Annotated in this window: 20 protein-coding genes; 10 read left to right on the plus strand and 10 right to left on the minus strand. The window is 67.4% G+C overall.

Translation table 11 applies throughout. The features are described 5' to 3' along the window. The first annotated feature begins 30 nt into the window (after nucleotides 1–30). The 3 genes from NJ1_RS23675 to NJ1_RS23685 all read left to right on the plus strand — a co-directional run bounded on the left by NJ1_RS23675 (nucleotide 31) and on the right by NJ1_RS23685 (nucleotide 2,769). Entirely contained in the window at nucleotides 31–1,206 is a 1,176-nt protein-coding gene (locus NJ1_RS23675) for an alpha/beta fold hydrolase (protein ID WP_067698068.1), read from the plus strand. Between the two features lie 110 nt (nucleotides 1,207–1,316). Further along, entirely contained in the window at nucleotides 1,317–2,183 is an 867-nt protein-coding gene (locus NJ1_RS23680) for an alpha/beta fold hydrolase (RefSeq protein ID WP_067698070.1), read from the plus strand. Further along, nucleotides 2,170–2,769: a TetR/AcrR family transcriptional regulator gene (locus NJ1_RS23685; RefSeq protein WP_067698072.1), complete on the plus strand. Its 600-nt coding sequence runs from the start codon at nucleotides 2,170–2,172 to the stop codon at nucleotides 2,767–2,769. Before NJ1_RS23680 ends, NJ1_RS23685 begins: the two co-directional genes overlap by 14 nt. A gap of 337 nt (nucleotides 2,770–3,106) precedes the next feature. Here NJ1_RS23685 and NJ1_RS23695 read toward each other — a convergent pair whose 3' ends face one another. Together NJ1_RS23695 and NJ1_RS23700 are read right to left on the minus strand one after the other, a co-directional pair. Then, entirely contained in the window at nucleotides 3,107–3,982 is an 876-nt protein-coding gene (locus NJ1_RS23695) for an alpha/beta fold hydrolase (protein ID WP_067698077.1), read from the minus strand. A gap of 132 nt (nucleotides 3,983–4,114) precedes the next feature. Next, nucleotides 4,115–5,512 (minus strand): lipase family protein, encoded by a 1,398-nt coding sequence (locus NJ1_RS23700; RefSeq protein WP_067698079.1) that lies wholly within the window; start codon nucleotides 5,510–5,512, stop codon nucleotides 4,115–4,117. Nucleotides 5,513–5,737: 225 nt separating this feature from the next. On the opposite strand from NJ1_RS23700, the gene NJ1_RS23705 reads away from it, so the two are divergent. Beyond that, the gene (locus NJ1_RS23705; protein WP_218025255.1) at nucleotides 5,738–6,346 is read left to right on the plus strand and encodes a TetR family transcriptional regulator; all 609 of its coding nucleotides are present in this window, start codon (nucleotides 5,738–5,740) and stop codon (nucleotides 6,344–6,346) included. Between the two features lie 40 nt (nucleotides 6,347–6,386). On the opposite strand, the gene NJ1_RS23710 is transcribed toward NJ1_RS23705, so the two are convergent. Together NJ1_RS23710 and NJ1_RS23715 are read right to left on the minus strand one after the other, a co-directional pair. Beyond that, complete coding sequence (locus tag NJ1_RS23710) at nucleotides 6,387–7,328, minus strand: SMP-30/gluconolactonase/LRE family protein (RefSeq protein ID WP_067698083.1); 942 nt, start codon at nucleotides 7,326–7,328, stop codon at nucleotides 6,387–6,389. Nucleotides 7,329–7,592: 264 nt separating this feature from the next. Continuing rightward, complete coding sequence (locus NJ1_RS23715) at nucleotides 7,593–8,408, minus strand: C40 family peptidase (protein WP_245717556.1); 816 nt, start codon at nucleotides 8,406–8,408, stop codon at nucleotides 7,593–7,595. Nucleotides 8,409–8,854: 446 nt separating this feature from the next. On the opposite strand from NJ1_RS23715, the gene NJ1_RS23720 reads away from it, so the two are divergent. Then, nucleotides 8,855–9,604, plus strand: a complete 750-nt coding sequence (locus NJ1_RS23720; RefSeq protein WP_169813191.1) for a ParA family protein — start codon at nucleotides 8,855–8,857, stop codon at nucleotides 9,602–9,604. Further along, nucleotides 9,604–10,680 carry a hypothetical protein gene (locus NJ1_RS23725; protein ID WP_067698087.1) on the plus strand — a complete coding sequence of 359 codons (1,077 nt, stop codon included), beginning with the start codon at nucleotides 9,604–9,606 and terminating at the stop codon, nucleotides 10,678–10,680. Before NJ1_RS23720 ends, NJ1_RS23725 begins: the two co-directional genes overlap by 1 nt. Before the next feature lie 160 nt (nucleotides 10,681–10,840). Here NJ1_RS23725 and sepX read toward each other — a convergent pair whose 3' ends face one another. The 4 genes from sepX to NJ1_RS23745 all read right to left on the minus strand — a co-directional run bounded on the left by sepX (nucleotide 10,841) and on the right by NJ1_RS23745 (nucleotide 15,132). Further along, entirely contained in the window at nucleotides 10,841–12,028 is a 1,188-nt protein-coding gene (sepX, locus tag NJ1_RS23730) for a divisome protein SepX/GlpR (protein ID WP_067698160.1), read from the minus strand. A gap of 190 nt (nucleotides 12,029–12,218) precedes the next feature. Further along, a complete protein-coding gene (locus NJ1_RS23735) occupies nucleotides 12,219–12,872 on the minus strand; it encodes a GNAT family N-acetyltransferase (RefSeq protein ID WP_067698162.1) in 654 nt (217 codons plus the stop codon). Nucleotides 12,873–12,882: 10 nt separating this feature from the next. Then, nucleotides 12,883–14,142, minus strand: coding sequence for a molybdotransferase-like divisome protein Glp (gene glp, locus NJ1_RS23740; protein WP_067698089.1), 1,260 nt, complete (start codon nucleotides 14,140–14,142; stop codon nucleotides 12,883–12,885). 51 nt (nucleotides 14,143–14,193) lie between these two features. Next, nucleotides 14,194–15,132 carry a UTP--glucose-1-phosphate uridylyltransferase gene (locus NJ1_RS23745; protein WP_067698091.1) on the minus strand — a complete coding sequence of 313 codons (939 nt, stop codon included), beginning with the start codon at nucleotides 15,130–15,132 and terminating at the stop codon, nucleotides 14,194–14,196. A gap of 407 nt (nucleotides 15,133–15,539) precedes the next feature. Between NJ1_RS23745 and NJ1_RS23750 the strand changes: the two genes are divergently transcribed. The 4 genes from NJ1_RS23750 (at nucleotide 15,540) to mscL (ending at nucleotide 17,935) form a co-directional block, all read left to right on the plus strand. Next, entirely contained in the window at nucleotides 15,540–16,193 is a 654-nt protein-coding gene (locus NJ1_RS23750; RefSeq protein ID WP_422615772.1) for a 5-formyltetrahydrofolate cyclo-ligase, read from the plus strand. A gap of 70 nt (nucleotides 16,194–16,263) precedes the next feature. After that, nucleotides 16,264–16,584 carry an FmdB family zinc ribbon protein gene (locus tag NJ1_RS23755; RefSeq protein WP_067698093.1) on the plus strand — a complete coding sequence of 107 codons (321 nt, stop codon included), beginning with the start codon at nucleotides 16,264–16,266 and terminating at the stop codon, nucleotides 16,582–16,584. Between the two features lie 114 nt (nucleotides 16,585–16,698). Beyond that, complete coding sequence (locus NJ1_RS23760) at nucleotides 16,699–17,382, plus strand: SAF domain-containing protein (RefSeq protein WP_067698095.1); 684 nt, start codon at nucleotides 16,699–16,701, stop codon at nucleotides 17,380–17,382. A gap of 145 nt (nucleotides 17,383–17,527) precedes the next feature. Then, nucleotides 17,528–17,935, plus strand: a complete 408-nt coding sequence (mscL, locus tag NJ1_RS23765; protein WP_067698097.1) for a large conductance mechanosensitive channel protein MscL — start codon at nucleotides 17,528–17,530, stop codon at nucleotides 17,933–17,935. Between the two features lie 112 nt (nucleotides 17,936–18,047). On the opposite strand, the gene NJ1_RS23770 is transcribed toward mscL, so the two are convergent. Both NJ1_RS23770 and NJ1_RS23775 read right to left on the minus strand, forming a co-directional pair. Next, nucleotides 18,048–18,728, minus strand: coding sequence for an MspA family porin (locus NJ1_RS23770; RefSeq protein ID WP_067698099.1), 681 nt, complete (start codon nucleotides 18,726–18,728; stop codon nucleotides 18,048–18,050). A 63-nt stretch (nucleotides 18,729–18,791) separates the two neighbouring features. Then, complete coding sequence (locus NJ1_RS23775) at nucleotides 18,792–19,472, minus strand: MspA family porin (protein WP_067698101.1); 681 nt, start codon at nucleotides 19,470–19,472, stop codon at nucleotides 18,792–18,794. Nucleotides 19,473–19,497 lie beyond the last annotated feature (25 nt).

The raw sequence follows: 19,497 nt of genomic DNA on the forward strand, positions 1-19,497 counted from the left end.
TTGCTGTGAATTCAGGACCGGAGGTCGATCATGCGTCGAATTCTGCGGGTCGTAGCCGTTGTCGCGGTGGTCGCACTGGCGCTCGCGCTGACCCTGGTCTCACTGGAGTTGCTCCGAATACGCGGTGACGAAGAAGAACGTCCCGGCATCGCCGCGTTCTATCAACAGCCGCCCGGCGCGGCCGAGGGAATGCCGGGCACGGTGGTGAAAAGCGAAGCGCTGATCGGAAATCCGGTCGGAGCCCGAGCTTGGCGGATCATGTATCGCTCGACCGACGCGAAGGGCGAACCGGTCGTGGTGACCGGGACCGTGATCACCCCGGTCGGACCGGCCCCGAAGGGCGGGCGCACCGTGCTCGCCTGGGGACACCCAACCACCGGCGCGGCGCCCGACTGCGCCCCGTCGCGCGGCTTCGACCCGTTCCTCGGCATCGAGGGCCTGCGTTTTCTGCTGGATCGCGGCTACACCGTGGTGGCCACCGACTACGCGGGCATGGGCACCGACGGCCCCGATTCCTACCTGATCGGACAGACCGAGGCGCACTCGGTGCTCGACGCGGTGCGTGCGGCACGCACGATCCCGGACGCGGAGGCCGGAACATCGGTGGTGTTGTGGGGGCACTCCCAGGGTGGTCAGGCCGTGTTGTTCGCCGCCGAGAACGCCCACGCCTACGCACCGGAACTGTCGGTGGTGGCGGTGGCGGCCGCGGCTCCGGCTGCCGATCTGACCGCGCTCATGCGCACCCACGCGAACGACATCTCCGGAGTCACCATCGGCGCGTACGCGTTCACCGCCTTCTCCGAGGCATACGGTGCGCAGCTTCAGGACATCCTCACCACTCAGGCCAGAGCGGTTGTGCCGCAGATGAATCAGCTGTGCCTGCTGAGCAATCTGACGCGCCTGCACGAACTCGGGCAACCGCTGATCGGCGATTTCACCACCCACGATCCGACGACGACGGCTCCCTGGGACGGGCTGCTGGCGCAGAACTCCGCCGGCGCACAGGGATTCGCGGCGCCGCTGTTCATCGCGCAGGGCCGCGACGACGAACTGGTCGTGCCCGCCGACACCGATGCCTTCGTCGCGCACGAGAAGGGACTCGGGATCGACCTCACCTACGAGCAGATTCCCGGCGCGACCCATGCCACCATCGCGTATCTCGCGATTCCTGCGCTGCTGGCATGGCTGGACCGCGTCGGACACTGACGTCCACGCTGCCTGATCCGCGTCGTGAGCACGGGAAAAACGCGCTCTTCCATAGACATACATACCGTATGTATGTAACAGTGTCGGGGTACCCCAGCATTGGAGACACGATGGCAATCAGCGCTTCGCTCGGCCCGGCTCACGAGGTGGACCTGCCCGGCGGCCGAATCAGGTACTACGACATCGGGGAGGGTGCACCGGTCGTGTTCGTGCACGGCCTGCTCGTCAACGCGGATCTGTGGCGCAAGGTGGTGCCGGGGATGGTGGCGGCCGGATATCGCTGCATCGTCCCGGACTGGCCGCTCGGATCTCACGAAATCCCGCTCCCCGCAGCAGATCTCACACCGACCGGCATCGCCGACCTGATGGCGTCCTTCGTGCGACAACTCGATCTGACCGACGTCACCGTCGTCGCCAACGACACCGGCGGCGCGCTCACCCAGGTGTGGCTGAGCCGCGACCGCTCGCGAATCGGCCGCGTCGTGCTGGCCACGGTCGACAGCTACGAGGGTTTCCTGCCGCAGCCGTTCACCGCACTGCCCTGGCTGGCCCGGATTCCGGGCAGCATGCGCCCGCTGACCGAATCGCTGCGAATTCGCGCGCTGCACCGGCTGCCGATCGCATTCGGGTGGGTCACCAAGCGCCCGGTGCCGAAGGAGATCGCCGACTCCTATCTGCTGCCCAGCCGCAATTCGGCCGCCATTCGCAAGGACCTGCGGCGGCTGCTGCCCAGCTTGAAGAACACCTACACACTCGAGGCCGCGAAGCATTTCGGCGAGATCGACATCCCGGTCCTGCTGGCCTGGGCCAGCGAGGACCGCCTGTTCCCGGTGTCCTTCGCCGAGCGCCTGGCGCGGGACCTGCCGAACGCGACCCTGACGCTCATCGACGATTCCTACACATTCCTGCCCGAAGACCAGCCCGAGTTGCTCACCACCGCGATCCTGGAGTTCACTCGGCTGCATGCCACGCCGTAGCCAGGAGGATCGATCGCGCGCCACCCGGACCGCGCTCGAGGACGCCGGACGCCGGCTGTTCACCGAGCGCGGGTTCGCCGGCACCTCCGCCGAGGATCTGGTCTCGGCGGCCGGCGTCACCCGGGGCGCGCTGCACCACCACTACGGCGACAAACGCGGCCTGTTCCTGGTCATCCTGGAGCAGATCGAAACCGAGAGCACCGCGGAGATCGAAACCGCCATCGCGGCAATCGATCCCGACGACGTGCTGTCCGCGATGGCCGTCGGCCTGGGCACCTTCCTTCGGATCTGCCGACGACCCGACATGCTGCGCATCGTCATGACCGACGCCCCCACCGTTCTCGGGTGGGAGGTGTGGCGGGAATTCGAGGTCTCACACGGTCTGGGGCTGGTCACCACGCAGCTCGAAAACGCCCGCGCCGCAGGGTTGATCGCCGATGTTCCGGTCAAGGTCATGGCGCAGCTGTTGTTCAGCGCGATCATCGAGGCCTCGTTGATCGTGGCGCACGCGGCCGACGCGGAAACCGCGCAGGCCGAGGCACAGCAATCGCTGCTACTGCTGATCGCCGGAATCATGCGCACCTGACCACCGCGGACACACCGCAATTCAGAGCGTGGGCGCTCCGGGTTGATTTCCGCGAAACGGATGCGCGACCGCGATTTCCGGAAATCGCCGATGAATGCGATCGACATATCTGCGCAGCGCGGACAGTTCGGCGGTGATCGATTGCCGAGCCTCGGGCGTGGGAGCGCTCTGCAACCCCCGGGTCAGTGTGGCGGCATGCTTTTCCAACTCGCTGAGAAAAATTCGGGCCTGAGCTGCCTCAGGGTCCTCACCTGCGTCGGGATCATCGAATCCCCTGTACTGCATAACGCGGAGTATTCCACGCGAGCGCCGGTGCCGCCGCGCAATCGGAGTGCGATTACGCGGAATTCACTCCGCGCAGAAATGCGTGTGCGGCCTCGAAAGTCCGGGCGGGATCCTCGAGCTGCGGCCAGTGCCCGATTTCGTCCAGGCTCACGATGTCCGGGGCCGGAACCAGTTCGCGATAGCGCGCCGCCAGATGGGCGCCGGAATTCGGATCCAGCGGACCGTTGATCAACCGGATCGGCACCGCCGGATCGATCAGCGGCTCGGCCCAGCGATCGCGAAACTCCTTGCGCTCCAAGACGAATCGGCCGACTAGATGGGAGGTGAAGCGACCGTGGTTGTAGTACAGCACTTCCAGCAGCGGCTTCATGTCCTCGTCGGTGGGTTTAGTGTCCGGCCCGAACATCTCGCGGGTCGCCGCCTTCACCACGGTGTCGTTCATGAGCGGGCCGAGCACATGCCCGAACGGTGAGGTGAGCAGCTTCTGCACCAGGCGCGGGCGGTAGACCTCGTAGAACAGTCCACCGTTGAGCAGCACCACGGCCTGGATCCGTGGCGCGAGAGCACCCTCGCGGCGGCGGGCCAGCATCTCCTGCGCGACGCTGACCCCGAGGTCGTGCGCGAGCAGCAAAGTCTTGCCGACACCGAGGTGTTCGAGCAGCGCATCGTGCATGTCGGCGTGCTCGAACACGCTGTACCGATGCCGAATCGGCTTGTCGGAGAAGCCCATTCCGAGCATGTCGGGGGCGATGACGTCATAGTTGGCGGTGAGGTCCGGCCAGATCCGATGCCAGTCGAACGAGTTGTACGGATAACCGTGAACGAGCAGCAGGGTCGGGCCGGTGCCCTCCCTGATGTAGAAGATCCGCCGACCATCGTGCTCGAAGGTGGTCCCCCGGGCTTTCCAGTCCTCGAGTTCGGGCCTCATTGCGTCTCCCACCACCGATAGCGACAAGTCGGACTCCCCGATCCTGCCGCATCGTTCACCGCACGGACAGCCCCCGGTCAGGAAAACCCCCCGGACCTGAGGAAGGTCCGGGGGTCACAGCTTCGGCAATGGCTACGCGGCGCCGATCGGCTTCCCGAAGAACGAAGCGACGGTCTCGCCCAGAGTCGAGTTCAGCATCTCCAGTTCACCGGGGGTGCCGAGCATGGACGGCATATCGGTGGTGGTGCAACCGGACTGCGCCGGAACACCGTCGAGCCGGTCACGCAGCCACAGGATGGCCGCCGGACCGCCGACCACCTCGGCCACCACGTGCTCGCTCGCCCCGTCGCGGGTGTACTGCACCGACGCGTTCGGGTCCTTGCAATAGGTGTCGACCAACTGGTTGGTCGAGTGCAGCGGCAAGATCTCGTCCCACTGCGAATGCCACAGGAACAGCGGCATATCGGGGAGCGTCCTGCCCAGGCGAGTGTCCTCCACCATGGCCTGAACCACCGGCTCGCGCAGCGGATCCGGGCTGTTGATCAGGCCTTTGATATTCAGGAACGGCACCAGCGCGGACTGGTACTGCACGCACAGCGGGGCCTTGATCGCCTTGAGCGCCTGGCCGAGCGGGTTCAGTCGCTGATCCAGGAAGCGGTCGAAGTCGGGGTATTCACGCGCCAGGCCCAGTACCGCACCCAGCACCAGACCCGAGGTCGCCTGATTGTTGGCCATCTCCAGCGCGGCACCGAGATCCGCGCCCACGCCGCCGGCGGCGGCGGCGACGATATTCAGTTCGGGCGCATAGGTTTTGTGCAGTTCGGCGGCGTGGCCGGTCGGAATCGATCCGCCCGAGTACCCGTACATGCCGATCGGCGCGGTATGACCGACGCCGAGCGGGCCGAAGTCGGTGGCGGCACGGATGCCGTCGAGGGTAATGCGACCGGCGAGCGGCCCGGCCGCGTACGCCGAGTTCGGGCCCTCGTGATCAGGGATCACCACGGCCCAGCCCATCTGCAACGCGGACTGCGCGAAGAGGAACTCGGCGGGCGCGACGATCTGCCCCAGCAGGGCCGAGGCCGAAAGATGCTGCAGCGCATAGGAGGGCGCGCAGTACCCGGCGGTCGAGTCCTCCGCGATCTGCACCGAGAGCAGTTTGCGCGGGGTCGGCGAGGTACCACGCGGCTTGATCAGGGTGGCCACGGCGGGGATGGCTTCGTCACGGCTGTTGTTGGAGCGGTAGGACACCTGCCAGGCGTCGACATTGAGCGGGATGATCCCGAAGTTGGCGACATCGACCTGCCGCACCGCGATGATCGCGCCGGGCGCGGTGGCTGCGACAGTCTCGGCGGGCGGGTTGTAGAACCCGGGATCCAGTTCCGGCGGAAGCGGAAGCGCCGTCACCGGCTGCACCGGGGGCGTCTCGGGATCCGCCTGCGCGGGCGCCCCCAATGCTGCCGCGACCAGCAGTGCACTGATCGTCACCGTGCAGAGCCGCAGCATCCGCCTGGGAAAACGCCTGGTCGTCATCGACCCACTTCCTTACCCTGATTACCCCGTTTGTGAGACTGCCTAGTCTCAGTATTGCGGCGCAACTATGTCATGTTTGTGACCCACATCGCAATACCGCCACAAAGAGTTGGCGGATACTGCCCGTCGGCACGCCGGTGCGCAGGTCGGTCGCGGTCGAGCCGGTACGAGCGAGCATCCGGCGACGAGATTCCGATGCGGCGCCCACCTCCGTATAGTGGCCCGGTGACCAGCCCTGATGCCCGGCAACTGATTCTGTTCGCGGGCGAGCGGACGATCGCCGAACACGGACCCGATGTGGCGCTGCGCGATATCGCGGTCGCGGCGGGCCAGCGCAACAATTCGGCCGTCCACTATCACTTCGGATCCCGGGACGGGCTCTTCGTCGCGATCATCGAACGGCACCAGCCCGCCATGGAAACGCGGCGCAGCGCACTGCTGGCCGACCACGAGGCCTCCGGTTCGCCCGATACGGTCGCCGCGCTGGTGGAGATCTTGCTGCGGCCCATGTTCGAGGTGCCCTACGCCGAGGGCTCCACGCACTACGCGCGCTTCCTGGAACAGGCCCGCACGCACCCGGCCGTCGGCGGACCGGACCTGAACGAACCGCGCTGGCACGGCACGCGGGCCCTGGTGGCGCGGCTGTTCAAGACGTTGCCGCACCGCTCCCCCGCGCTCAAGCGGTACCGGATGCAGGCCATGACCACGGTGATGTTCGCCCTGCTCGCCGACTACGAGCGGCAGGAATTCACCGGGGAGACCGACCGGAAAGCGGTGCAGGACAACATCGTCGCCATGCTGGTCGGCCTCCTCACCGAACCCGTCGCCGAGTAGAGCCCGACGCCTCGGGGAGTTCGGGCTCTACCGCGCCCGGCTAGGGCGTTGCCGTGCGGGCGTTCGGGTCGAAGCCGCCGGGGATCTCGTAGACCAGGCCGGTGAAGGTGGCGCCGAAGAGGCGACCGGCGGAGAAGCCCCGGTCACCGCGGCCGTAGCTGACCACGCTGGTCAAATTCGGGCCGGAGCCGAGCACGCAGAACTGACCGGGGGCGTCGATCCGAATCACCTGACCGGACGGATTCAGCGGCACGACCGGGCGGTCGGCCGAATCCAGGGTGAGGCCGTCGGGAGCGTCGAGACCTCCGAGATCCAGCAGCGACTGCGGCGCACCGGGCGCGTTGGTGGGGATTCGGCTCACGCCAGGGTTCACGAAAGTTCGTGAGACGTAAAGGTATCCGTCGTCCCCGCCGAGCACCGCGCCGTTCGCACTGGGGAAGCTGCCCCAATCCGCCTGCACCACACCGTTCGGATACACCCGGCCGACCAGACTGCCGAAATCGTTGGTGGCGTAGACGGTTCCGTCCGAGGCCACATCCATCCCGTCCGCGGCGCTGAGTCCGGCGGCGAAGGGTTCCACGGCGCCGCTGTCCGGGTCGACCTTGATGATTCCCGCGTGCCGCAGCGAATCCCCGACCAGCGCCCGCGCGTCCGCGCCGTACCCGACGAGCAGTTTCCCGTCGGGAGCCCAGGCCAGCGCGCCGCCACCGCCGCTGGGCACGGTGGCGATGGTGACCGGGGCCGCCCCCGGGAAGTCGAATCGATAGACCCGGCCGCTGACCAGATCGGTGGTGTAGGCCCGGCCGGCCGCGTCCACCGTCAGACCTTCGAAGGCGCTACCCGGAGCGGACGCGACGATGGCGGTCGGCTGCCCGGCCCCGGCGCAGACCGGCGCGGCCTGGGCGGGAGCGGCCGCGAAGGTCGACAGGGCCGCGATGGTGAGCGATGTGAAGGCGATCGCCGCGGATTTCCTCGTGCTCATTTCGCACCTCGGTGTGTCGGAAGGCTGTTTACCGTAGGACGGATCGAGATCACTACGGGTTCGATTACACGACAGTATTTTTCCTGACGAGTACCGAATTCACGCCCAGTGAAACAGCCCGTTCGCATCGGACCGACATTGTGGCCGGGGACGTCGGCATGGGCGTCGCGACGGGACAGGCGCCGGCCGCCCCGCAGACTTCCCAGCGGCCGGACCTCCCGTCCGCGAGGCGGCATCGGCCCATATGCCGCGCCGTCGCCGTGATCAGAAACGACGGGCCCCGGTCACCGGCATGTTGTCCACGGGCGACATCTTCACCCCGGACCCGTAGGTACTGGCGTGAATGACCTGCCCCTCACCGGCATACAGGGCGGAGTGACCGCCGCCGTAGTAGGAAACCAGATCACCCGGCTCCAATTCGTCCAGTGGTACCGGGGTTCCGGCCTCCAGCTGCGAATAGCTGGTGCGCGGCAGGTCGACACCGGCCTCGCGATACGACCACTGCACGAAACCCGAGCAGTCGAAGGAGTCGGGCCCCGCCCCGCCGGTTCGATAATTCGCGCCGAGTTTGGAGCGAGCCGCCTCGACCGCGCGCTGGCCGTGCGTCTTCTGCGGCGTCACGCCGGGCATCGGCGCGGGCACCGCGGCCGAGTCGGTCAGTCCCGGAATTCCGGTCAGGGCCGGAATGCCGTTCGGGACGAGGAATTCACCGACTCCGGCAATGGACACCGAGCGAGAATCCGATGTCGCCGCGGTCGGGGCGGCGACGGGAGCAGGCTCGACCGGTGCGGCGGCCGGAATCGGCCGCGTCCCGATCGCGGGGGTGATCAGGTCCCGAATCGCCGTCTCGGGGATGGAAATCAGGCCGGTCGCCTCGGACTCACCCCGCCCCGGAAACGTCACGGGACGGAATTCGAAGCGGCCCGCGACCTCGGGATCATCGAGCGGAATTTGCGCCGGCGCGAATTCGAATGCCGGGGTCATATCGATGACCGGGGCCGAATCGATGGGGGCGGGAATTACGAGTTGTGCCGTGATCTCGTTCGGGATCTCGATATCACCGATCACGGGAATCGTCACCGGTCGAGCGTCGGCCTGGCCCGCGGTGCAGAGGAGGGCGGCGCCTACGGCGGCTGCACCCAGTACGCCTGTGACCAGGCCCCTCCAGCTCACGCGGTCGAGAAGTCGAACCAACTGTCTATCACCGATACTTTCCATGATGCGGTCCTCCGATCAAGCGGTCAGCTATCCGGCTTCCGTTCATCACACTCGAACATCTCGGTATTGCAGTCGTTCCGAGAATGGATAGTTCGCTGGATCTCGAATTACCGCAACGAATGACACGCGTGTAATTCATAACGGAATGATAAACATCCCCGGCTGTGTCCAATTGGACACAGCCATTTCTCGGCCGATTTCGGGCGAGGAAATGCGAAAACACGCCGACAATCCGAGGCAATACAAGTCGCTCATGTGAGACTGAAACGCGAGTTTCCATCCCCTCCCACATCGTCAGGAGGATGTTCATGACCACATCCGCGACCGCCCCGAATCTCCCCGAACCGCTCGTCATCACGCTCGGAAATCTCAAGGGCGGGGTCGGCAAGACGACCTCCGCGTTCTTCCTCGCCTCGTATTTCGCGACGGTGCACGAACACCGGGTGCTGGTGATCGACGCCGACCCGCTGAGTCAGACCGGCTACTCCTGGTACCGGCGACTGCGGCAGGCCGAGGTGAGCGTGCCCTTCGATCTGATCGCCTTTCCGTCCCGGCACGTCGGGGACTGCATCACCGACAACGGCGCGAAGTACGACGTGATCGTCGTGGACGCGGGCGGTGAATCGGCCGATATCTTCAAGGCGGCCGTCCCCGAGACCGATGAACTCATCCTGGTGACCAGCGTGAGCCCGTCGGAGGTCAAACGCGTACCCAGCACCTACCGGGCCGCCGAGGAGGCCGCGAGCGAGAGCTCCAAGGCCATCCGGGTGCGGGTGCTCATGACCAAGGTGCCGGTCACCATGAAGAGCGGCGTCAACGTCTCCACCGAATATCGTTCGCAGCGCGGCAATCTCGAAGACGCCGGCTACGACGTGTTCGAGTCCTATGTCAGCGGCTGGAAGTGGTACCGCGAGGCCGCCGATGGCGAGGTCGGCGACGGCGCGGAGAACCCGATCGAGGACCTCGGCGAATACCGCCGGGTCGGCGACGAACTGATCAGCCCCTACCTGGCCGCCGCCGACGGCCCGGCCCGACTAGCCGTGGAGGTCCCCGCCTGATGCCCCCGCAACGCCGTAAGAGTTCCATCGGAGGCGGTTCGACCCTGCCTCGCAACCCGCTCGCGGACGAGGCCGAGCACACCCCGCCGGTATCCCCGCTGCGCGATGCCGAATGGCAGCCCACCGCCGCCGCCCAACCCGCCGCCGCACGACCCGCACCCGCCGAGCCGACGGCCGCACGACCCGCCGCCGCGCAGCCCGCCGATTCCACCCGCCTGCTGCGGACCGACGGGCTGATCGCCAAGCGGCTTGCCGAGCAACCGACGAAACCGACGGCTCCGATCGCGCTGCCGATTCGCACGCCGCACACGGCCGACCCGGCGGTGCCGCCGTCCTCGAAGCCCGCCGCCGAACCGGTGATGGCGACGGCGAAACCCGCCCCGGCACAGCGGGATACGAACGAGGACATTCTCTCCATCCCGCTCCCCACCCCCGGGGACGGCCCGCTGAGCTCGCGTGAGCAGGAACAACTCGAGCTGTGCGAGTCCTCCATCGACGCACTGCGGGTGGCGTTCTGGACGGCGGGGCGGGCCCTGCAGATCGTGCGCGACGGGCGGCTCTACCGCAGCGAGCACGGCACCTTCGACGACTACGTCGAGAAGCGATGGGACATGCAGCGGTCCTACGCGCACAAACTGATTCGCGCCTGGCCGCTCGCGGCCCGGCTGCACCCGATGGCGCCGTCCATCAACGAGGGCCAGGTGCGCGAGCTGCTGCCGATCGTGGTGGCGCACGGTGAGGACGTGGCCGTCACCGTCTACACGACGCTCGCCGCCGACGGGAAGGTCACCGCGAGCCGTCTGCGCGAGGCCGTGGCGGTGCTGCCCAGCGGGGCCGACCGCGGCGAGGTCATGCATCGGCTGCACGCCTGGCTGCGCGGTGATCTGCCCGAGGATCCCTCGCGCGCGCTCGGTTCGGATGTGTTCAGCACGGCCGAATCCCGGCTCACCGCACTGGCCCGGAAGGTGGTCAAGGGGTCGGGCACGGATCCGGCAGCGGCCCGGGAATTCGCGGCGAAGATGCGCACCCTGGCCGAGCTGATCGAGCAGCAGCTGCCCGCCACACCGGTGCGGTAGAGCTTCTCCGACTTCGTGAGGGGGCCCGGCGTACGCCGGGCCCCCTCACTCGTTCCGACCGCAATGAGATTCCGGACGACCGGCAATGAAATGATCCGGCGCACAACGAGAACGGGCACCCGGTGAACCGGGTGCCCGTTGGTCGTCGTGTGCGGTGTGGTTATTCGCCGACCGCGCGGCGGTCGCGGCTGCCCGCGGCGCGCTGGCGGGTGGCGCGGGCCGAGGCCGCGTCGAAGAGTTCGAGATTCTCGAAAACCGGGTCCTCGTCATCGGGTTCGACGAGCACGGCGCGGCGCAGCTGGCTGCGCGCGGTCTCCTTGTCCGGGCGCGGGCGATCGGGCGCCTGATCCTGCTCCTGCTCGGCGTCGTCCTCGTGCTTGCGCAACCGAGAGGTCCGGCGGCGACGGATCTCCTCCTCCAGATGCACCTGTCTGCGTAGATAGGCCAGATAGCCCACCAGCACCGTGCCGGACAGCGCCGAGAGCCACCACAGCACCGGCGAGAGCGCCAGACCAGCGGCGGCGAACAGCAGGGCGCCCAGCACCAGACCGAGCACCGCGCGCTGGCGGAAGGTGTAGCGGGCCACACGGGCGATGGCGTCGGCTTCGGGGTCGTAGCCGCCTCGGCCACGTCGGCTGGGAACGAAATCCGGGTCCTCGGAATCGGATTCGTCGAACTCCTCGTGCTCGGGTTCGGGGTCGCGCAGCGCCGGAACCCTGGTGGCCTGCTGCGGTGGCGCGACCTTGTGCCGCGCCCGCCGGACGGGCTCCTCGGGCTCGGCGCCGCCGGAGGGCGTCGCGGGCTCGGCGAGGTCGGATTCGGATGCTGTCGCGCTGTGCTCTATCGCTTCATTCTCGGGCTCGTCGCCGAGTTGCCGGTCCGGTTCGCCGATATCGGATCGAGAATCGAATATCGCTGCCTCTGGCTGGGATTCACCGGCGTCCCGCACCCTGGACTCGCGCTCCGGCTCGACCGGTTCGGCGGGCTCTGCGATCACCTCGACCTGTGTCGCCACGGAAGCCGAGCTCTCCGTGTGGCGTTCGCGGGCGGTCTCGAAATCCTCGTCGTCCGATCCAGCTGTGCTGTCGTCCGATTTGGTCATCCGATCCTCCGGATCATCGCTGTGGTGATGCTTCCTGCGAACCGGCACGTAGTCCGGATCGGTGTCATGTCCGGAAGCCGGACCTTTTCTGATGCGTCGCTCGGTGTCGTCGCCGCGATGCAGCACCCTCGTGGACAACGCGGCATCGGTGTGTTGACGAATACGCGGATGACGCGAGGTCAACATCGGAAACAGCACGAACACCCAGAGGACGACCAGACCGATCCACAAGATCGAATTCGGCATCGCACTCACACCTCCGTCCCCGCCTGACCGACTGCCCTTCCGATGTGTACAGATCTTCTGACGTGCACTGCCTTTCGACGTGCACCGCAGCAGCTTCCGGCAGGCGTCCGGACGCACCACCGACGTCCGTAGGCTAGTTTCACACCCCAGGAATATCCCGCAGGCGCGCCGACAACACCTGCCACAGTAGTCACACGGCTCTGGTTGCTCGCCCCGCGCGAATCAGCCGATCCACCACCGTGCCCGACACCTCTTCCACCGTCATAGCCACCAGCAGATGATCGCGCCATGCCCCGTCCACATCCAGGTAGCGGCGCAGTAGCCCCTCCTCCCGGAACCCCACATTGCGCAGAACAGCCTGGCTGGCAAGGTTTTCCGGGCGCACCGTCGCCTCCACGCGATGCAGGCCCACCTCACCGAAGCAGTGATCGAGCCCCAGCGCCAGCGCGGCCGTGGCCACGCCCTGACCGCTCAGATCCTTGGCGACCCAGTAGCCGATCCACGCCGAACGCAGGGCGCCGCGCACGATGTTGCCGACCGTGATCTGCCCGGCGAAACTCCCGTTCACCTCGATGACCAGGGGAATCATCGAACCCCGCCGGGCCTCGGCCTTCAGCGAGGACCACAGCGACGGCCAGTTCGAGGCATGGTTGCGCGCCTCCCAGGCACCGCGCCCGGTCGGCTCCCACAACTCCAGATAATCCCGGTCCCGGGTGCGAATCCGGGACCATGCCGCCGCATCGCGCAGCCGGATCGGCCGCAGTGTCACCTGACCGGCCGCCACCTGCACCGGGCCCAGATGCGCGGGCCACCCCGGATGCTGGGTGGCCCGGAAGACGTTCATGTCCAACACTTCACCCACGCTGCGCGAGGAAGGCGACCCGAACCTCGTCACCGGTTCGCACCTCGGTGACATCCGGATCCACCACGATGAGGCTGTTGGCCTCCGCCATGGTGGCCAGCAGATGCGAGGAGGCCCCGTTCGGCCCGCCCAGCGGCTGCACCAGATAGTCACCGGTCTGCTCGTCACGCATGAGCTGGGCGCGCAGATAACCGCGCCGCCCCGGAATCGAGGCGATCGGCAGGATGGTCCGCGCGCGCACCACCCGGCGCATGGGATGACGGCGGCCCAGCGCGATCCGGATCAGCGGACGCACCATGACCTCGAAAACCACCAGCGCGCCAACCGGATTCGACGGCAGCAGGAAGGTCGGCACCTCGTCGCGGCCCAGCAGACCGAAACCCTGCACCGATCCCGGATGCATGGCGACCCGGGTGATCTCCAACTCGCCCAGTCCCTCGAGCGCCTCGCGAACCTGCTCGGACGCCCAGCCGCCGACCGCACCCGCGATCACCACGACCTCGGAGCGAACCAGCTGGCCCTCCACCACATCTCGCAGCCGCTTGGGATCGCCGCTGACGATGCCGACCCGGTTCACGTCCGCGCCCGCGTCCCGCGCGGCGGCCGCCAGCGCGTAGGAATTCACGTCGTAGACCTGCCCCGGACCGGGCGTGCGATCGATATCGACCAGCTCACCACCGACCGAGATCACCGACAGCCGCGGACGCGGGTGCACCAGCACCTTGTCCCGGCCCACCGCGGCCAGCAGACCCACCTGAGCGGGGCCGATGATGGTGCCCGCGCGCACGGCCAGATCACCCGGCTGCACGTCGTCGCCGATGCGGCGCACGTAGTCGCCCGAACGCACCGGCTCGTACACCTTCACGCGCGCACGTCCGCCGTCGGTGAAGTCCAGTGGCAGAACGGCATCCGCGAGGGTCGGCAACGGCGCGCCGGTGTCGACGCGCACGGTCTGCCTGGGCTGCAGGCGAATCGGCTGCCGCGAACCGGCCGCGACCTCCCCGACCACCGGCAGCGTCAGGTCGACGGCCTCACCGTCCTCGCCGCGAATGTTCGCACCCGCACCGGACACATCGACGCTGCGCACCGCGTAGCCGTCGATGGCCGCCTGGTCGAAACCCGGTAGCGGACGCTCGGTGACCACGTCCTCGGCGCACAGTAATCCCTGAGCCTCCGAGATCGCGACCCGGACCGGCCGCGGCGCGACTGCGGCCGCGGTCACCTTGATCTGCTGATCCTCAACCGAGCGCATTCCGCCCTTCCCTGGTCTCGCGCACTGCACACCCCGTCAACGGAGACTTCGTTATTCGTACGAGGTGGGCTGCGGATTCCAGCCCGGCCCGAGCCGCTGCTCGAGCCACTCGCGCAGGGCGGGGCCGTATTCCTCTCGTTCCAAAGCGAAATCGACCGCAGCACGAAGATATCCGCCCGGGTTGCCCAGATCGTGTCGCGACCCGCGATGCACCACCACGTGCACCGGATGTCCCTCCGCGATCAGCAACGCGATGGCGTCGGTCAGCTGCAATTCGCCGCCCGCGCCCGGCGTGATCCGGCGCAGCGCGTCGAAGACGGCGCGGTCCAACAGGTATCGGCCGGCGGCGGCGTACGTGGACGGGGCATCGGCCAGGGCGGGCTTCTCCACCATGCCGTTGACCTTGAGCACATCCGGGCGCGCGCCGGGCACCGGCTCGACGTCGAAGACGCCGTAGGCGCTGACCTGATCCTTGGGCACGTCGATCGCGCACAGCACCGAACCGCCGTAGGACTCACGCACGCGGGCCATCAGTCCCAGCACGCCGGTGGGCAGCACCAGATCGTCCGGCAGCAGCACCGCGATGGCGGACTCGTCCTCGTCGAGCACCGACTCCGCCTGCGCCACCGCGTGACCCAGGCCCAGCGGCTCCTCCTGCACGACCGAGGTCACGTCCAGCAGACCGGGGGCCTTGCGGACCTTCTCCAGCAGGTGGAACTTGCCGCGCTCGGCGAGGGTTCCCTCGAGCACCAGATCCTCGACGAAATGCGCGACCACACCGTCTTTTCCGGGGGACGTCACGATCACCAGCCGTTCGGCGCCGGATTCCGCGGCCTCGGCGGCGACCAGTTCGATGCCCGGGGTGTCGACCACCGGCAGCAACTCCTTGGGCACCGTCTTGGTCGCGGGCAGGAACCTGGTGCCGAGCCCCGCCGCGGGCACTACCGCGGTGCGGAAGCACGACGTAGCTCCGCCGCCATTCGCTGTCATGAACTCACCCTATCCATTCGTCATGCCTATCGACGCGGCGCTCACGCCGTCTCGATGTCCCCGAGAGCCTAAGGCTCCGGGCCGCGCGGAGCGCAGTGAACGCAGCACTGCCCCATGAACTTCGCACCCTCGGGACCGCATCGGACCCTTTCCCGCGCCGCGGCGATGCCCCGGAGAGTGCGGTGCGCCACACCTTCCGAAGGGTGCGAAGCGCCACACGGCTCTTAGCCGGGTGGCGCCGCTATCGCTCGAACGCGCGAGATGTCTGGGATCCCGATCGCGATGTTCGGTAATGCTCGATTCGTCGGGTATTGCCGTTTTCTCGGTATACCGCTTTGTCTGAGTTCTAACCGCAGGCACATACCCGCAAACCTGTGGGTCCCACCACCTGCGCATATCGTTGTCCGGTGATCGATGGCGATGAGCTGGGCAGGTTCGGCGAACCAGGAGGGGTCGGCGAACCGGGAGTCGGCGAAGACGGAGTCGAGGTTCCCGGCAAACCGCAGTGGCGGGCGCTGATCCTCGCGCGTCGCAAGGCCGTCCCCGCCGATGTACGCGAGCGGGAAGCCGCCGCGCTGGCCGCCGCGACCGCGACCATCGAGGCGCGGACGGTCTGCGCCTACGTGCCGGTCGGTGGCGAACCCGGCTCGCTCGCCATGCTGGACGCGCTGCGCGCCGCCGGGGCCCGGGTGCTGCTGCCGGTTACCGGGGAGCCGGGTCCGCTGAAGTGGGCCGAATACACGGGTCCGGAACATCTGCGGCGCGGTCGGTTCGGGCTGCGCGAGCCGGACGGCGAGACGATCTCGGACGCGCTTTCCTCGGCGGAGGTGATTCTCGTTCCGGCACTCGCGGTAGACCGGCGCGGTGTGCGATTGGGGCGCGGAGCCGGCTATTACGATCGCAGTTTGAGCGAGTGCCGGGCCGATGCCAGGTTGGTCGCGGTCGTACGCGACGATGAACTCGTACACCATTTGCCGGAGGAAGCGCACGACCATCGAATGGGGTGGGTGCTGACACCGTCGGGCGGATTGCGGAAGCTGGAAGAACAGTCCGGGAATTGAAGCCCGATTGGCAGTGTTGGCAGTGTCGGCTGTAGAGTGCTAAAAGACTTTGACCGTGGAGGGTTCAGCGATGCCTACTTACTCGTATGCGTGCACCGAGTGCGACAACAAGTTCGACATCGTGCAGTCCTTCTCCGATGACACGCTGACGGTCTGCGATCAGTGCAACGGCAAGCTGCGCAAGCTGTTCAACTCCGTCGGCATCGTCTTCAAGGGCAGCGGCTTCTACCGCACCGACAGCCGCAACGGCTCGACCTCGACCGAGCCGGCCAAGACCTCGGCGTCCTCCGAGGGCAGCTCGAAGTCCTCCGAGAGCAGCTCGAACGGTTCCACCGCGAGCACTCCGGCGCCGTCCACCAGCGCGAGCAGCTCCAGCACCTCCGCGGCCTGAGTCCGCGCATTCCGAATTCATAGTTGCACCAGGCGTTTTCCACATCGCATTCGGTTATCCACAGGCGGGACTTTTCCCGGGCTCGGCGATAGCGCGGGGTCCTAGTCTGCAGGCATGAGTCGACTGCGGGGCGGCACCGGCGGGAACTCCGAACTCGGTCGTGGTTCCCGCATCGAATTCCTGGCTCGGCTGCGCCCCACCTGGGCCGATGCCGTACTGCTGCGCCGGGTGACCGCGGTCGCCCTGCTGGTCATCGCCGCATTCTCGGCATTTCACGACACCTCCTCCGACGACCGGATCCAGGTGCTGGTGGCGGTGCGAGATCTACCGCCCGGGCTGACGCTGGGCCTGGACGATGTGCGCAGCGCGTCGCGCGAGAGCGCCACCCTGCCCGCCGGGGCCGTTCGCGAACCCGATCGGCTGCGCGGGGCCACCCTGTCCGGCGCGGTCGCGGCGGGTGAGATCCTCACCGATCTGCGGGTGGTCGGGCCCCGGCTGGCCGCCCTGGCGGCGGGTGCGCCCGATGCTCGCATCGTTCCGATTCGCTTGGCGGACAACGCCGTTGCCGACATTCTGCGCGCGGGCGACCGGGTGGACGTGGTGGCCGCGGCCGAGCCGGGCGCGGACGGGCGGCCCGCGCGCCTGCTGGCCTCCGATGCCGCCGTGGTGCTGGTTCCCGAGGCCCGCAACCCACGCGACCAGGGCGAACGGGTGGTGCTGGTGGCCCTGGACTCGCGGCACGCCACCGCCGTCGCGGCCGCGTCACTACACGCGGTGCTGACGGTCACCTTCCGCTGAACCCGGGTGTCGGGTACACCGCACGCGGCACGAGTTGATCTACGATCCCGATACCGCACAACTTCATTTCTCCACCCGGACCAGCCGTCCGACACTCGCTATCCGGCCTGCTCACGTGGGTCATCACGCAGAGGAGTTATCGGCAATGCTCAAGGGTTTCAAGCAATTCCTGCTTCGCGGAAATGTCGTCGATCTGGCCGTGGCGGTCGTCATGGGCACGGCCTTCGTGGCCATCGTCACAGCATTCAGCGACGGGGTGATCAACCCGCTGCTGGCCGTCTTCGGCGGAACCAACAATCTCGGGCTCGGCTTCCAACTGATAGCGGACAAACCCGCCACCTTCATCGCCATCGGGCCGATCATCACCGCGGGCCTGAACTTCGTGATCATCGCGGCACTGCTGTACTTCGTCGTGGTCCTGCCCGCGAATCACGCCAAGGCCCGGTTCCTGGGTTCGGACGTCGCCGCGCCGACGGACAACGAACTGCTGCAAGAGATCCGGGATCTGCTCGCCCAGCAGAACAACTCCGGCGGCGGCAAGCACGAATTCTGAAGGCGCGCGGCACGCTCACCCGAAGGGCCGGATAGCCTGCCGCGCAACGTGAACGGGCCCGACGCGAAATGCGCCGGGCCCGTTGGTCTTACGTACGATCAGCCGTTACTTCTCAGCCGAGGCTGAAGGGCTGGCCCCAGAGGGTGACCCAGCTGATGACGTTGTCGGTCTCGACCTCGACGCTCACGAAGGAGCGCGCCTGGGCGTAGCCGCCACAGCCGCTGAGGCCGATGGTCTCATCGGCCCAGGTCACGGAGCCGCTGCCACCCTTGAAGGCGTTGCGGACCTTGTGGGTTTCGCTACCGAAGTCGTCGGCCTGCTCCAGGTCGAGCACGTAGAACGACTTGGCCTGGCCGGGGCCCAGGCTCAGGTTGCCACCGGTGGTCGCACCGGCGGACGGGGTGACGTTGCCCGAGCTGTCCCAGGACGCACCGCCGGAAACGCCGCCTTCGGCGCCGCCGCCGTTGAGCGTAACCTGGCAGCCCACAACGTAACCCGGGAAGATCTTGCCACCGGTGGCAGAGGTGTCACCGGAGATCTCGACCTGCGCCGAAGCGGAAACCCAGGCGTTGCGGTGCACAGGGGTGGCACCCATCGACGGGCTGATGTTGGCGGACTCGCCGACGAGCTTGACGGTCACGACCGTGCCGTCGGAGAGGGTCTTGGTGATTTCGCCGCCCGGCAGCGGCACGAAGGTATCGGCGTTGGCGGCGCCGGTGGAGAACAAGCCAAGGGCGGCAGTTGCGACGAAGCCGATACCGGCCACCCGCGCCACGGTCTTACGGATGTTCATATCTTTTGTCCCTCAGGGGTTGAATCGCTTGCGCGAGAGATGATTTGGCGGGTCAAGACCACATCAGCCGATGCTGAACGGCTGGCCGTAGAGGGTGGTCTTCGAGTAGTGATCGCCGATGACCTCGACGACGGTGTACGACCGCGCCTGGGCATAGCCCGCGCAACCCTGGATCTGGATCTCGGCATCCATGTACTCCACCGAGTAGGTACCCGGCTTCAGGATGTCCTTGTAGTCGATCTGCACGAACTTGACATCGCCCGGTCCGAGGTTGATTCCGAGCGAACCGCCCACGGAGGCATCGCTGAGCGAGACGCCCGCGGAGACGCCCGCGGAAATGGCGTCCTCACCGATGTTCACCTGGCAACCGACGATGTAACCGGTGCTCAGCTGCGACGCACCATGGGTGGACGAGTTGTTCGAACCGGGGCCGTTCGCGGCGCCGTTGTTCGGGCCGACCGTGCCTTCCGGTGTTTGAGTGACTTCAGCTACGGCATTACCGCTGACCCACACGACTCGACCCGCGCCATTGGCGGAGAGCGACGGCGACACGGTTGCGTGTTCGCCTGTGCGCGTGATGGTTACGGTTCCACTCGGAGCGACCTTCTGTCCGTCCGGCAACGGAACGAAGGTATCTGCATTTGCGGCACCTGTCGAAAACAGGCCGATGGCCACGGCCGCGGCCGCGCCGACACCCGCGAAACGGGCACCGCGACGCAGACCGATGGAGCGGTTCTCGCTCATACTTCCCCTCATCAGGTTTCTTGCG

Origin of the sequence: Nocardia jejuensis NBRC 103114 (assembly GCF_001613145.1) — a bacterium.
Taxonomy (GTDB): Bacteria; Actinomycetota; Actinomycetes; order Mycobacteriales; family Mycobacteriaceae; genus Nocardia; species Nocardia jejuensis.